Below are 14,903 nucleotides of genomic sequence, written 5' to 3'. Positions count from 1 at the left end.
CCTCCTCGTCGAGGGTCTCGTCTGGGTCGTCTCGGAGTTGCTTTGAAACGATTCAGATGCGGTGTCGTGTCACTGTAGACGCGTCGCGCCGTCGAGCGCAAGCCGTCGTCGCCGAACCGTGATTCACACGATTCATTCCGGCCCGTCAGGCTCTAGTCTGTGCGCATGACCGTGAGCGTGAAAGAGGTCGCCCAGCGCGCGGGCGTCTCGGTCGGCACGGTCTCGAACGTGCTCAACCACCCCGAGCGCGTCAGCGAGGCGGCCCGCCGCAAGGTGACCGACGCCATCCGCGACCTCGGCTTCGTGCGCAACGACGCCGCGCGCCAGCTGCGCGCCGGCCGCAGCACCACGCTCGGCCTCGTCGTGCTCGACGTGCGCAACCCCTTCTTCACCGACGTCGCACTCGGCGCCGAAGACGCGGCCGCCGCCGCCGGGCTGAGCGTGCTGCTCGGCAACAGCGACGAGAACCCCGAACGCGAGTCGACCTACCTCGACCTCTTCGAGGAGCAGCGCGTCTTCGGCGTGCTCATCTCCCCCGTCGGCGACGTCGGCGAGCGCCTGCACCGCCTGCGTGAACGCGGCACCCCGGCCGTGCTCGTCGACCGCGTCAGCGCCGACGAGACCACCAGCTCGGTGTCGGTCGACGACGTCGAAGGCGGCCGCGTCGCCGTCGAGCACCTCATCGCCCAGGGGCGTCGCCGCATCGCCTACGTCGGCGGACCGTTCGCGATCCGGCAGGTCACCGACCGGCTCGAGGGCGCCCAGCGCGCGATCGACGCGAGCCCCGACGCGGCCCTCGAGGTGCTCACAACCCACGGACTCACCGTGCTCGAAGGTCGCCGCATCGGCGAGCAGATCGCCGCCCGCCCCGCCGCACGCCGGCCCGACGCGGTGTTCGCGGCGAACGATCTGCTCGCGATGGGCCTGCTGCAGGCGCTCGTCATGCAGGGACGCGTGCGCGTGCCCGACGACGTGGCGCTCATCGGCTTCGACGACATCGACTTCATGACCGCGGCCGTCGTGCCGATCTCGTCGGTACGTCAGCCCAGCCGCCTCATCGGCGAGACGGCCGTCAGGCTGCTGCTCGCCGAGAGCGAGGATCCGAGCGTCGAGCGTCAGCGCATCGAGTTCACGCCCGAGCTCGTGGCGCGAGCCTCGACCGGAGTCGTCGCCGAGGATCAGCGGAACAGCGGCGCGTAGTCGCGCGCGAACGCCGCGAACGGCAGGGCCGGGTGCCCGAGGATGCGGGGCACCGCATCCGACACCCGCTCGGCCGCGCCCCCGGCATCATGGGCGAAGTCTTCGAGCGTCGCCTCGACCTGCCAGGCGGGCAGCGCGACCCGCAGCGCCGCCGCGAAGATCTGCGGCGGCGCGTCGAGGAACCGGATCGGCCGGCCGAGCGCGGCGCCGAGCTGCTCGGCGACGACCGGGAAGCCCAGCGCCTCGGGGCCGGTCAGGTCGATCGCGCCGAGCGGACGTGCGGCGAGCAGCGCCGTCGCGGCGACCGCCGCGAGGTCGCGCACGTCGAGCAGACTCACCCGGGCTCCGGCGACCGGGGCCGCGAGCAGCCCCTGACCGCGCACGACCGGGGCGAGCGCGAGCAGCGCCTGCGCGAGCAGGTTCGCGCGCAGCACGGTCGCCCCGAGACCCGACGCGGCCAGCGCCGACTCGACGGCCGCATGGGCGCGGCGGTTGCGTGCCGGGGAGTCGTCGGACGCATCCAGCTGCGACAGCAGCACGACATGCTCGACGCCGGCCTCGGCCGCGAGCTCGATGAACCGGATGCGCTGCTCGGCCGACCGCTCGGTCGGGGGCGCGGCCAGGTAGACCGCGTGCACCCCGTCGAGCGCGCGCCTCAGCGCCTCGACGTCGTCGAGTGAGGCCAGCACCCGCTCGACGCCGTCGGGCAGCGCGGCCCGCGGTGCTGTCGTCAGCGCGCGGATGCGGTGCGAAGGCGGGGCGGGCTCTCCGGCCGGACCGGCGTCGGACACGGCGGCCGCGCCGGCCGCGAGGGAGGCGAGCACGGCGGCTCCGGTCGCTCCGGACGCATCGGTGATGAGCAGGCGCGCGGTCATGCGCCCATCCTGTCGCGGCGCGGCGACGAGCGCCCGATCATCGACAGCTGTCGCGCAGATCGTCATATGACGACACCCGACGTCACGTGTCGTCGCATGCCGACACCTGTCATCGGCGTCGGCCCCGCATCCGCCTATCGTCGCCGCATGATCCGCCTCGACCAGCTCAGCAAGGTGTACGGCACCGCACCCGACGCCGTCACCGTGCTCGACCGGCTCGACCTCGCCGTCGACACCGGTCGCGTCTTCGCCGTCGTCGGCCCCTCCGGCGCCGGCAAGTCGACGCTCGCGCAGTGCGTGACGCTGCTCGAGAAGCCCACCTCGGGTCGCGTCGTCGTCAACGGCGACGACCTCACCGCCCTCGGCGCCCAGGACCTGCGCGTCGCGCGCCGGCGCATCGGCACGATCTTCCAGCAGGACGGCCTCTTCTCGCGCCGCACCGCCGCCGACAACGTCGCCCTGCCGCTGCAGTACCTCGGCGTGACGAAAGCCGAGACCCGCGCCCGCGTCGCCGAGCTGCTCGACCGCGTCGGGCTCGCCGACAAGGCCAAGCACTACCCGCACCAGCTCTCCGGCGGTCAGCGGCAGCGCGTCGGCATCGCCCGCGCCCTCGCCCTGCGCCCCAGCGTGCTGCTCAGCGACGAGGCCACCTCCGGTCTCGACCCCGACTCGACCGCGTCGATCGTGCGCCTGCTGCGCGAGCTGCGCGACGACCTCGGCCTCTCGATCCTGTTCATCACCCACGAGATGGACACCGTGCTGCAGGTCGCCGACTCGGTCGCGCGCCTCGACCACGGCCGCATCGTCGAGCAGGGCGAGCTGACCGCGCTGCTGCGCGACCCCGACTCCGCCCTCGGCGCCCAGCTGCGCCCCGAGCGGCTCGCCCTCCCCGCCACCGCGGGCGACCGCGTCTGGTCGGTCGCCTACGCCGGCGACGTGCCCGGCGACTGGGTCCTGCGGCTGGCCACCCGCCTCGACGCGCCCGTCGCCCTGCTCGGCGCGAGCGTGGAGCAGATCGACGGCGCCGCCATCGGGCGGGCGACCCTCGGCATCCCCCAGACCGTGGATGAGGCGGGCGTCGACGCCGCGCTGCGCGAGCTCGGTCTCGCGGTGCGCGGGGCGGCGATCCCGGCTTCGGCTGCCGCCGCTTCCGCCGCCGCCGACGACGCCGCCGCTGCCGCCTCGGACATCCGCGATTCCGACGACCTCCCCGAGCTGATCGGAGCCCGCCCGTGAGCCTGCACAGCAGCAACCTCGTGCCGCTGCCCGACATCCCCGCGCTCGTGTTCCCGGCACTCGGCGACACGCTCATCATGGTCGGCGTCACGATGGCGATCGTGGTCGTCGTCGGCATCCCGCTCGGCGCGATCGTGCACAACCTCGGGCCCGACGGACTGTTCCCGCACCGCGTCGGGCACCAGGTGCTCAGCTGGGTCATCAGCGTCGGACGCTCGCTGCCGTTCCTCGTGCTGATGGCGTCGATCATCCCGTTCACGCGGCTGCTGACCGGCACCAACATCGGCATCCCGGCCGCCGTCGTGCCGATGTCGATCGCCGGCATCGCCTTCTTCACCCGCATCGTCGAGAACTCGCTGCGCAGCGTGCCCCGCGACTACGCCAAGGTCGCGATCGCCTCCGGCGCCTCGACGTTCCAGGCGATCGTCACCGCGCAGCTCGCCGAAGCGGTGCCGTCGATCATCGGCGGACTCACGATCAACACGATCGCGATGATCGAGTACTCGGCCATCGCCGGCACGATCGGCGCCGGCGGCATCGGCTACGTCGCCGTCACCTACGGCTACCAGCGCTTCGACCACGCCGTGATGATCGCGACCATCGTCATCCTCATCGCGACCGTCGCCGCCACCCAGCTGCTCGGCGACCGCGTCGCCCGCGCGCTCACGCCCGCCTCGCGGGATCGGCGCCGCAGCGCTCGCGCCGCGCGCGTTCCGGTCGCCGCCTAGCGCCGACTCGGCCGCGCGTCCGGATCGCTCCCCCTCCGCACCACACCGCACCTTCCGCCCTGCCCTGCCCGCACTGCACAGCACCCTGGAGAGATCACTCATGTCCGACTCCGAGAACACCGCCCCGGCGGCCGACTCCGCAGCCGCCACGACCGCCGCATCCACGGCCGCCGCCTCCGATCACGGCTTCACCGTGAAGAAGCGCCGCCGCTGGCCCTGGGTCGCCGGCGCCGTCGTCGTCGTGCTCGGCATCGCCGCCGCGATCGTCGTGCCGCGCTTCGCCGCCCCGGCCTCCGCCAACGACACCGAGGGCGCCACCCTCACGGTCGTCACGGCCGAGGGCAACGCGACCGAGGAGGCGCTGGTGAAGTTCGTCGGCGAGAAGGTCGCGCCGAAGTACGGCATCAAGGTCGAGTTCAAGGGACTCAGCGACAGCACCACCCTCAACCGCGCCGTCAGCGAGGGCGAGGTCGCCGCGACCGTCTACCAGCACAAGCTCTGGCTCAGCCAGGTGCTCGAGGCGAACCCCGACTTCGAAGAGACCGCGGCGACGCCCGTGTTCCGCTGGGGCTTCGGGCTCTGGAGCGACAAGTACAGCTCGGTCGACCAGATCCCCGACGGCGCGAACATCTCGCTCTACTCCGACCCGGCCAATGAGGCCCAGGGTCTGTGGATCCTCGAGCGCGCCGGGCTCATCACCCTCAAGGACGGCGTCGACAAGGCGAAGGCCACGCAGAACGACATCGCGACGAACCCGAAGCACCTGAAGTTCACGCTGCTCGACTTCGCCGCCCAGTCCCGTTCGCTGCCCGACCTCGACGCGGCCGTCGGCTACACGGAGTACTACCTCGCCGCCGGCATCCCGATCGAGAAGCAGATCTTCGCGCCCGCGGCGCCCGACGAGTTCGCCGGCCAGCTGACGGTCGGAACGAAGTACCTCAAGAGCAAGAACATCCAGCAGCTCATCAAGGCCTTCAAGGACCCGGCCGTGCAGGAGTTCCTGGCCACGAACAAGGACGTGAAGAACATCCTGCTGCCGCTCGACGCGAAGTAGGCCCTCGGCCGGCGGGAGGGCGGCCGGCTGCGCTTCGCCGCGGCCGCTCTCCCGCCGGCCATCCTCCTCGCGGCTCTTCCGCCCGGGAAGGTCTCCTGAGTTGCCCGCTTCCGCGGTGTGTCCCCGACGACATGCCGCGGAGGCGGGCAACTCGCGTGTGCGGGTCAACGAGTTGCCCACTTCTGCCGGGTCACGCGCCCCGAACCCGACCGAAGTGGGCAACTCAGCGCGCAGCACCGGCACCCGCGCTCGAGTGGATGCCTGACTTGCCCACTTCCGCGGTGTGTCCCCCGCGACATGCCGCGGAAGCGGGCAACTCGCGTGTCCGGATGGGTGCGCTCGACAGCGCGACGGGTGCGCTCAGTCGGCGGATTCGGGGCGCCAGGTGCGCGGACGGTCGCGCGTCAGGTGCGCAGGACGGGCGCGCTCAGGCGCGCGGCGCGCGCTCGCCCGAGCCGCGGGTCACGAGCCGCGTCGGCAGGCGCACGAGCTCCGTGTCGCGGCGGGGGTCGGCGAGACGCTCGACCACGAGCCGCGCGGCCTGCGCGCCCATCGCCCGGGCGTCGTGCGCGACGACCGTGACGCCGAGCACCTCGGCGAGGTCGAAGTCGTCGAAGCCGACGAGGGCGGTCGTCGTGTCGCCGCGGCGGGCGAGCTCGCGCAGCACGCCGAGCGTCGCCCGGTTGTTGCTCGCGAAGATCGCGGTCGGCGGGTTCGCGGCGTCGAGCAGCTCCCCCGTCACGCGGGCCGCGACCTCGGGGTCGTGGGCTCCCTCGCGCACGAGCTCACGCCATCCGGCGTCGACCGCGCCGGTTGCCGCATCCATCGCCGCCGTGAAGCCGTCGAGACGCTCGCGGTAGGTGGGCAGACGCTCGAAGTCGCCGAGGAAGGCGATGCGGCGGTGGCCGCCGGCGAGCAGATGCTCGGCCGCGGCGCGGGCTCCGCCGGCGTTGTCGAGCACGATCGAATCGGCATCGAGGTCGGTCGGCGCGCGGTCGACGAAGACGACGGGCACGCCGCGACGCTGCAGCGCCGCGTAGGGCGCGTGCGAGGTCATCGCCGACGCCGCGATGACGGCGCGCACCGATCGGCGGGCGAGCTCGTCGACGAGCACCTCCTCCTGCGCGGATGACTCGTCGGAGCTGCCGAGGGTGACGCTGAGCTGGTGCGCGCGCAGCTCGCTCGCCGCGCCCTGCGCGAGCATGGCGTAGAAGGGGTTGGCGAGGTCGCCGGTGACGACGCCGACGAAGCTGGATGCGATGCCGCGCGCGAGCAGGCTCGCCGAGGAGTTGAGCTGGAAGCCGAGATCGCTCGCGGCCGAGAGCACCTTCGCCCGGGTCTCCTCGCGCACGTGCTGCTCGCCGTTGACGGCTCGCGATGCCGTCTTGAGGCTCACGCCCGCGCGCGCGGCCACGTCGGCGAGCGTCGTCGCGCCCGAGGCGGGAATACCCACGGTGTCCTTCTCTCGATCTTCCCGACGCGGTGCGTCGCGCCCGTCGCGAGCATCCTCGCCTGATTCGAGGATGCGTCACGCGTGCACTCGGGCGGCCCAAGTCTGCCACCGCGGTGACAACGCTGTCACCGAACGCGCTGAGCGGGCCGCGCTCCGGTCACGACCGAGGATCGTGCTTTCGCGTCGGCATGGCGGCGTCATAGCGACGCGACGGCACGATCCTCGGCTCCGCAGCGGCTCCTCAATGGCTCCGCGGCGGCTCCGCGAACGAATGCCCGACGGACTCCGCGACGCCACGGGACGCGCACGCCTCGGGCGGGTAGCCTTCCCCTGCGACGACGCCACCAGCGTCATCGCCGCCATGGTCGCCCCGCCGGAGCCGCCGCGGCGTCACCGCGCCGCGCATCCCTGCGGCGTCCGGCGACGAGGCCAGCCCATGCACCGCAGCAGCGCATCCACCCCCGGCGGTTCGGCCGCGCCCGACGCTCCCGGATCCGCCGCCGCCGCTCCCCTGCCGACGCCGAGCCTGCGCCGCATCCCCGCTCCGTTCATCCCGCCCGCCGAGTCGGGCAGCCTCGGCGGACGGCACTCCCTCACCACCGACCCCGGCACCCCCGACCGGCGCGGCGTCGCCGCCGCCGGCACCGCCTACGTCTCGGCCCTCGAGCTGTTCTCGATCGGGATCGGCCCGTCGAGCTCGCACACGGTCGGTCCGATGCGCGCGGCGCGCGACCTGGTCGAGCGGATGCGCGCCGCCGGCACGCTCGACGACACGGCCCGCATCACGGTCGAGCTTTTCGGCTCGCTCGGGGCGACCGGCATCGGCCACGGCACCCCCGACGCGATCCTCGCCGGACTCACCGGAGCCGAACCCGAGACCGTCGACCCGGATGCGGTGCGCGCCGCCTGGAGCGGCTGGACCGACGGCGAGCACCTGATGCTCGGCGGCACGCGGCCGATCGCCTTCGCCCGCGCCGACGTCGTCTTCTCGCCGTTCACCCGCCTGCCCGGGCATCCGAACGCGCTGACCTTCGTCGCGCTCGACGCCGACGGCGCGGAGCTCGCGCGCGAGACCTACTTCTCGGTGGGCGGCGGATTCATCCGCCGCGAGGGCGACGACGGCGAGGACGCCCCGCGCGACGTCCCCGCCGCGGCCGTGGCCGCCGCGACGTCCGCATCCACCCCCACCGCCTTCCGCACCGCCGACCAGCTGCTCGCGCTCTGCGCCTCTGAAGGCGCCACGATCGCCGAGCTCGCCCGCCGCGCCGAGCTCGAGACGCACCCCGACCGCACCGAGGTCGAGCTGGATGCCGGACTCGACGCGATCTGGACGGCCATGACCGAGTGCATCGACGCGGGCCTGCACCACGACGGCCTGCTGCCCGGCGAGCTGAAGGTGCGCCGCCGCGCGGCGGCGATCCGCGGTCAGCTCGAGGCGGAGCCCGCGACGGCGCTGCCCGGCGACTGGCTCGGCATCTACGCGCTCGCGGTCAACGAGCAGAACGCCGCGGGCGGCCGCGTCGTGACGGCGCCGACGAACGGGGCGGCCGGCATCCTGCCCGCGGTCGCCCGCTACTGGCTCGACTTCCTCTGCGCGCGCGAGGGGGCCGAGGCCGCCCGCGCCGGCATCCGCGAGTTCCTGCTGACGGCGACGGCACTGGGATCGCTGTTCCGCGCGAACGCGTCGATCTCAGGAGCGGAGGGCGGATGCCAGGCCGAGGTCGGCTCGGCGAGCGCGATGGCGGCGGGCGGCCTCACGGCGGTGCTCGGGGGGACGCCGGCGCAGGTCGAGAACGCGGCCGAGATCGCGATGGAGCACCACCTCGGCCTCACCTGCGACCCCGTCGGCGGCCTCGTGCAGATCCCGTGCATCGAACGCAACGCGATCGCCGCATCCACCGCCGTCACCGCTGCGCGGCTGGCGCTGCGCGGCGACGGCACGCATCACGTCTCGCTCGACACCGTGGTCGAGACGATGCGGCAGACGGGCGCCGACATGTCGACCAAGTACAAGGAGACGAGCGAGGGCGGTCTCGCCGTCAACGTCGTCGAGTGCTGAGCCGCGTCGACAGTCCCGCCGTCGGCCCGGATCGCAGGCGGATGCGGCCCTGAACGCCCGGCGACGGATGCGTTAACGGCAGAACACGCGGCAACGGCTTGACAGCGTTGTCAGGTTCCCCACAGACTCACCTGTGACAGCGCTGTCATCACCAGGCGGCGCACTCCACCCCCGAAACACCCGGAGCCAGACAATGCCGTCGATCTTCTCTGCGCTCACGCCACGGCGTGCCCGCACCGTCCACCGCTCACGCGGCGCCACACCGCCCGGAGGCCCCGGCGCCTCCGCCGCGGCGAGCGCCGCGAACACCGCCGACGCCCCCACCATGGCGCCGCGCCTCACCCCGGTCGCCGCGATCGCGCTCGTCGCCGCCGTCGCGACCGCCGCATCCGGCCTGGCGCTCACCGCGCCGACCCCGGCCGCGGCCGCCGCCGGCACGCCGCTCTTCCTCAGCTCCTTCGAGCAGGCCGACCCGCAGCCGCAGGCGAGCACCCCGTGGGGCGACCAGACCAACATCTCCGGGTCGACCTTCGGCAAGGGCAGCAAGCTCGCCACGGTCACCAAGGTCGACGCCTCGGCCGAGAACGCCCCCGGCGAGGTCGCCGCGAACGCCGCCGACGGCTCGAGCAGCACCAAGTGGCTCGCGTTCCAGAGCACCGGCTGGCTGCGCTACCAGCTCTCCGGCGCGCAGAAGATCGACTCGTACACGATCACCAGCGGCGGCGACGCCCCCGAGCGCGACCCGAAGAACTTCACCGTGCAGGGGTCCAACGACGGCAGCACGTGGACCGACGTCGACACCCGCACGAACCAGACCTGGTCCGGCCGCCTGGTCAAGAACAGCTACCAGCTCAGCGCGCCCGTGAGCTACAGCTGGTACCGCCTCAACATCACCGCCAATGGCAGCGGCAACATCATCCAGCTGTCCGACTGGGACATCCTCGACTCGACGCAGCAGACTCCGCCGGCGACGCCGATGGTCACGACGGTCGGCAACGGACCCGTCTCGGCCTACAACATCAAGCCCAACGCGGGCTTCAGCGGCCTGAAGGCGCTGCGCTACGGCGGCAGTCCGGTCGCGAACGGCGAGACGACGGCGCAGAACGTGCTGTTCGACAAGCTGAACCTCACGGTCGGCGCCGACACGCAGCTGAGCTACAAGATCCTGCCCGTGCTGGATGACGCGCTCACCTACTCGGCCACCTACGCCGCGATCGACCTCGTCTTCAGCGACGGCTCGCGCCTGTCGAAGAAGGGCCTGCTCGACGCGAACGGCTTCGGCGCCTCGGCGCGCGAGCAGGGCACCAGCAAGGCGCTCTACGCGAGCCAGTGGAACTCGGTCAAGATCGACCTGAAGGGCCTCGAGGGCAAGGTGATCGACAAGATCCTCTTCGCCTACGACGACCCGAACGGCCAGTCGGGCCACGGCTTCTCGGGCTGGGTCGACGACATCGCCCTCGCCCCGAAGGTGGCCGTCGACGGCTCGAGCCTCGTGAACTGGGTCGACACCCGCCGCGGCACGCTCTCGAGCGGCGGCTTCTCGCGCGGCAACAACTTCCCCGCCACCGCGGTTCCGAACGGCTTCAACTTCTTCACGCCGATGACGAACGCGAACACCGACTCGTGGCTCTACAACTATGCGAGCGACAACACCGCGAACAACCTGCCCCGCCTGCAGGGCATCGGCATCTCGCACGAGCCGAGCCCCTGGATGGGCGACCGCAACCAGCTCGCCGTCATGCCCGGCACCTCGGCCACGCCGAGCTCGACCCTGACCGCACGTCAGCTCGAGTTCAGCCACGGCACCGAGATCGCCCGCCCCGACCTCTACAGCGTGAAGTTCACGAACGGCATGATCGCCGAGGTCACCCCGACCGACCACGGCGGCGTCTACCGCTTCGCGTTCACGGGCAACACGGGCAGCGTGCAGCTCGACAAGGTCGCCTCGAACTCGCTCTCGGGCCTGAACGTGGATGCCGCGGGCAAGGTCACCGGATGGGTCGACGGCGGCAGCGGCCTCAGCGCCGGACGCAGCCGGATGTTCATCTCGGGTCAGTTCGACAAGACCCCGACCGGCGTCGGAACCTCGAGCGGCGACCGCAGCGCCTCCGCCCGCTACGCGGCGTTCGACACGAGCGGCACGGGCGACGCGAAGATCGTGACCCTGCGCATCGCGACGTCGTTCATCTCGCAGGCGCAGGCTCAGAAGAACCTCGACCTCGAGGTCACCGGCAAGAGCTTCGACCAGGTGCAGCAGGCCGCCGCGGCGCAGTGGAACACCCGCCTCGGCGTGATCACGATCGAGGGCGGCACCGACGTGCAGAACCAGAACCTGTACTCGAACCTCTACCGCCTGAACCTGTACCCGAACTCGCAGTTCGAGAACACGGGAACGGCTGACGCCCCGAAGTACCAGTACGCCAGCCCGGTCGCGCCGAAGGTCGGCGACGCTACGGCGACGACGACCAACGCCCAGATCAAGGACGGCAAGGTCTACGTCAACAACGGATTCTGGGACACCTACCGCACCGTCTGGCCCGCCTACTCGCTGCTCTACCCGCAGATGGAGCAGGAGCTCGTCGACGGCTTCGTGCAGCAGTACCGCGACTCCGGCTGGGTCGCGCGCTGGTCGTCGCCCGGCTACGCCGACCTCATGACCGGCACCAGCTCCGACGTGGCCTTCGCCGACGCGTACCTCAACGGCGCGCTCGACACGAAGACCGCGCTCGAGGCCTACGACGCCGCGCTGAAGAACGCGACCGTGCTGCCGACCTCGAGCGCCGTCGGGCGCAAGGGACTCGACACCTCCACCTTCCTCGGCTACACCTCGGCCTCCACCGGCGAGAGCGTCTCGTGGGGTCTCGAGGGCGGCACGAACGACTACGGAATCGGACGGATGGCGGCGAAGCTCGCCGACGACCCGGCCACGCCGGAGTCGCGTCGTCAGACGCTGAAGGAGGAGTCGGAGTACTTCCTCGCCCGCTCGTGGAGCTACGTCAACCTGTTCGACAAGGATGCCGACTTCTTCCAGGCCAAGAACGCCGACGGAAGCTGGCACATCCCGAGCGACAAGTTCGACCCGAAGTCGTGGGGTGACGCGTTCACCGAGAGCGACGGCTGGAACTTCGCGTTCCACGCCCCGTTCGACATCGACGGCCTCGCCGCGCTCTACGGCGGCACCGCCGGCCTCGACGCCAAGCTCGACCAGTTCTTCTCCACCCCCGAGAAGGCGGACACCCCCGGCGGCTACGGCGGGGTCATCCACGAGATGCTCGAGGCGCGCGACGTGCGCATGGGCCAGCTGGGCATGAGCAACCAGGTCTCGCACCACATCCCGTACCTCTACGCCGCGGCCGGCGACCCGGCCAAGACGCAGAAGGTCGTGCGCGAGATCACCCAGCGTCTCTTCGTCGGCAGCGACATCGGCCAGGGCTACCCGGGCGATGAGGACAACGGCGAGACCAGTGCCTGGTACATCTTCTCGGCGCTCGGCTTCTACCCGGAGGCCGTCGGCTCGGGCGAGTACGTGATCGGATCGCCGATCTTCACGAAGGCGACGGTGCACCTGGCGAACAACAAGAGCCTGGTCATCAACGCGCCGAAGAACAGCGAGAAGAACATCTACATCCAGTCGGCGACCTTCAACGGCAGCGCGCTGAACTCGGCCGTCATCCCGACGACCACGCTCAGCCAGGGCGGCACGCTGGACTTCGACATGGGCGCCACGCCCAGCGACTGGGGCAAGCGCACCTCCGACCAGAGCGCGCGCGTCCCGCACGTCGACGCCACGAAGACCGGCTTCGGCACCACGAAGATCTCCGACGAGACGGATGCCGCGAAGCTCACCGACGACAACTCCCGTTCGTCGGCGACCTTCAACTCCGCCACGCCGTCGATCGAGTGGACCTCGGCCAGCGGCCCCGTGCAGCTGACCTCGTACACGCTGACGAACGGCGCCACCGGGTCGACCCCGACCGCCTGGACCCTCGAGGGCTCCAGCGACGGGCAGACCTGGCTGAAGCTGGATGAGCGCACGGGTGAGAAGTTCGCCTGGGCGACGCAGACGCGTCCCTTCGTGATCCCGACGGGTGGCGCGTCGGGCGGCACCGGATCGAAGTCGGCCCCGGCCGCCTACGACCACTACCGCCTGCACATCACGGCCACGAGCGACGGCAAGCCCGCCACTCTCGCCGAGATCGAGCTGCTCGCCGACCCGGCCGCGGCCGCCGGCGAGTTCGCCCTCAACGCCGCGCCCGGTGTCACCGGCACCGTCGGCGCGACCGTGACCGCCCCGCTCGCCACCCTCTCGGGCGGCACCTCGGCCGACGCCGCGGACTACACCGCGACCGTCGACTTCAAGGACGGCAAGGCCGCGCAGAAGGCGACGCTCACGAAGGCGCCGCTCGGCGGATGGCAGATCACCGCTCCCCACACCTTCGACAAGGCCGGCGTCTACACGGCGCAGGTCACGGTCGGCGAGGGGATGAAGCAGGCCAGCACCACGGCCACGATCACCATCACGCGCGACGCCTCCTTCACGGGAGCGCTCGACAGCGTCTGCATCGGCGACACCCCCGTGGGCACCACCCCGGGAACGGCCGCGAACTGCGACACGCTCGGTGCGGGCTTCATCCGCGCCAAGCTCGCCGCGAACGGCTTCGTGCAGGGCACCACGGTGAAGGTCCCGAACAGCGACCTCACCTTCGACCTGCCGGCGATCCCGGCCGGTCAGCCCGACAACGTCACCGGCCGCGGTCAGACGATCGCGTTCGACGCGGGCACCGGAGCGACGAGCCTGTCGTTCATCGGCACCGCGACCGAGAAGAACCTGTCGCGCACCGGCGGCAAGGTGAACTACACCGACGGATCGTCCGACCCGCTGACCATCGCCCTGGGCGACTGGACCGCGGCCGCGACGACCCCGCAGTTCGGCAACACGATCGTGGCGAAGTCGGAGGGCCGCACTCAGGGCGCCTCCAACACCGACACGGCCGTGGCGGCGATCTACGCGACGGCGCCGTTCACCATCCCCGCCGGCAAGACGGTCGCCTCGGTGACCCTGCCCAAGGAACCCGGCTCGGCCAAGCCCGACGGACGCCTGCACATCTTCGCGATCGCCTCGAACGGCACGCGCACGGCCGAGACGGCGCCGCTCGCGGCGACCGGATCGACCGTCGCGGGTCAGACGAGCGGCGTCGAGTTCACGGCGGCACTCGCCACGGCGACCGGCGGCCACGCCGGTGCGTCGAGCACCGCCACCGTGAACTGGGGCGACGGAACCGGCACGACCGCCGGCACCGTCACGGCCGGCTCGTCCGGTGGTGCGTCGATCGCCGGAACCCACACCTACGCCGCGGCCGGGAAGTACACGGTCACGGTCACGGTGGATGACGGCATCCGCAGCGCGGCCACGACCACCACGGTCGAGGTCACCGACCCGGTGCACTACACGCCGAGCATCCAGGTGCCCGCGTCGGCGAAGGCCGGCGACAGCGTCACCGTCACCGGAAGCGGATTCGCCGCCGGCGAGGATGTCGCGGTCACGCTGGCGAGCACGCCCGCCGTCACCACCACGGTGAAGGCGGACGGCGCCGGTGCGATCAGTGCGAGCATCACGGTGCCGGCGAAGGCCGACACCGGCACGTACCCGGTCACCGCACTCGGATCCGTCTCGGCGGTCGAGGCCCGTGCCGACCTGAAGGTCACGGCGAAGACCACCACCCCGCCCGAGGGCGGAACGTGCTCGGTCAGCATCTCGGTGCAGATCATCCGCGCGGGCGGTTCGTTCCAGTTCTCGATCAGCGGCTTCGGCCACGGAGAGCGCGTGCGGGTCATCCTGCACTCCGACCCGGTCGTGCTGGGCGAGTTCCAGGCCAACCAGGACGGCGTGCTGCAGAACGTCACGGTCAGCATCCCCGCTGACGTGCCGGTCGGTCAGCACACCATCGAGGTGCTCGGTCTCACGTCGGGGCTCAGCGCCACGACGCCGCTGACCGTCGCCGCCTCGGTTCCGCAGGCCGACGGCCAGGCGCCGATCCTGCCCGGGGCCTACGACGGTCTCGCGGCGACCGGCGTCGACGGAGCCCAGCCGGTCGGAGCGCTCGCGCTCGGCGCGATCGGCGCGGGCGTGCTCGCGGTCGTCGCCGGCGGATGGCTGCTGCGCCGCCGCCGCCACGGTGACCACGACGTCACCGGCATGACCGAGGAGGGCTGACACCACCGGCACTCCTCCCGCCCTCAGCCTGTTTCTTCGGGTGAGCTGAGCTGAGGGCCCCGGACGGCGTCCGCACCGATAACG

General features: G+C 71.9%; 8 protein-coding genes. 6 read left to right on the top strand and 2 right to left on the bottom strand.

What is annotated here, in order from left to right:
* Positions 1 to 165 precede the first annotated feature (165 nt).
* Positions 166 to 1,200, top strand: coding sequence for a LacI family DNA-binding transcriptional regulator (locus FJ657_RS16075; RefSeq protein ID WP_141164730.1), 1,035 nt, complete (start codon positions 166 to 168; stop codon positions 1,198 to 1,200).
* Here the strand turns inward: FJ657_RS16075 and FJ657_RS16070 are convergent.
* On the bottom strand, positions 1,179 to 2,075 hold the full coding sequence (locus FJ657_RS16070) for an NmrA family NAD(P)-binding protein (protein ID WP_141164729.1): 897 nt from the start codon (positions 2,073 to 2,075) through the stop codon (positions 1,179 to 1,181). The genes FJ657_RS16075 and FJ657_RS16070 overlap by 22 nt on opposite strands.
* A 147-nt stretch (positions 2,076 to 2,222) precedes the next feature.
* Here FJ657_RS16070 and FJ657_RS16065 point away from each other — a divergent pair, with 147 nt between their 5' ends.
* From FJ657_RS16065 to FJ657_RS16055, 3 genes are all read left to right on the top strand, one after another.
* On the top strand, positions 2,223 to 3,311 hold the full coding sequence (locus FJ657_RS16065; protein WP_141164728.1) for a methionine ABC transporter ATP-binding protein: 1,089 nt from the start codon (positions 2,223 to 2,225) through the stop codon (positions 3,309 to 3,311).
* Positions 3,308 to 4,039 (top strand): methionine ABC transporter permease, encoded by a 732-nt coding sequence (locus FJ657_RS16060; protein WP_255447395.1) that lies wholly within the window; start codon positions 3,308 to 3,310, stop codon positions 4,037 to 4,039. The genes FJ657_RS16065 and FJ657_RS16060 overlap by 4 nt, the downstream gene beginning before the upstream one ends.
* Before the next feature lie 100 nt (positions 4,040 to 4,139).
* On the top strand, positions 4,140 to 5,093 hold the full coding sequence (locus FJ657_RS16055) for a MetQ/NlpA family ABC transporter substrate-binding protein (protein ID WP_141164727.1): 954 nt from the start codon (positions 4,140 to 4,142) through the stop codon (positions 5,091 to 5,093).
* 427 nt (positions 5,094 to 5,520) lie between these two features.
* On the opposite strand, the gene FJ657_RS16050 is transcribed toward FJ657_RS16055, so the two are convergent.
* A complete protein-coding gene (locus tag FJ657_RS16050; protein ID WP_141164726.1) occupies positions 5,521 to 6,546 on the bottom strand; it encodes a LacI family DNA-binding transcriptional regulator in 1,026 nt (341 codons plus the stop codon).
* A 436-nt stretch (positions 6,547 to 6,982) separates the two neighbouring features.
* Here FJ657_RS16050 and FJ657_RS16045 point away from each other — a divergent pair, with 436 nt between their 5' ends.
* Both FJ657_RS16045 and FJ657_RS16040 read left to right on the top strand, forming a co-directional pair.
* A complete protein-coding gene (locus FJ657_RS16045) occupies positions 6,983 to 8,605 on the top strand; it encodes an L-serine ammonia-lyase (protein WP_141164725.1) in 1,623 nt (540 codons plus the stop codon).
* A gap of 325 nt (positions 8,606 to 8,930) precedes the next feature.
* The gene (locus FJ657_RS16040; RefSeq protein ID WP_255447394.1) at positions 8,931 to 14,819 is read left to right on the top strand and encodes a GH92 family glycosyl hydrolase; all 5,889 of its coding nucleotides are present in this window, start codon (positions 8,931 to 8,933) and stop codon (positions 14,817 to 14,819) included.
* Positions 14,820 to 14,903 lie beyond the last annotated feature (84 nt).

The sequence above is a fragment of the Schumannella soli genome (assembly GCF_006517435.1).
GTDB classification, from domain to species: Bacteria; Actinomycetota; Actinomycetes; order Actinomycetales; family Microbacteriaceae; genus Schumannella; species Schumannella soli.
The sequence above is the reverse complement of the archived record's forward strand: the minus strand, read 5'-3'. Positions and strand labels throughout refer to the sequence as shown.

Bases quoted from the DNA above. Each gene is read 5' to 3' on its own strand.
- FJ657_RS16075 (WP_141164730.1), top strand. From the start codon at position 166: ATGACCGTGAGCGTGAAAGAGGTCGCCCAGCGCGCGGGCGTCTCGGTC.
- FJ657_RS16070 (WP_141164729.1), bottom strand. From the start codon at position 2,075: ATGACCGCGCGCCTGCTCATCACCGATGCGTCCGGAGCGACCGGAGCC.
- FJ657_RS16065 (WP_141164728.1), top strand. From the start codon at position 2,223: ATGATCCGCCTCGACCAGCTCAGCAAGGTGTACGGCACCGCACCCGAC.
- FJ657_RS16055 (WP_141164727.1), top strand. From the start codon at position 4,140: ATGTCCGACTCCGAGAACACCGCCCCGGCGGCCGACTCCGCAGCCGCC.
- FJ657_RS16045 (WP_141164725.1), top strand. From the start codon at position 6,983: ATGCACCGCAGCAGCGCATCCACCCCCGGCGGTTCGGCCGCGCCCGAC.
- FJ657_RS16040 (WP_255447394.1), top strand. From the start codon at position 8,931: ATGGCGCCGCGCCTCACCCCGGTCGCCGCGATCGCGCTCGTCGCCGCC.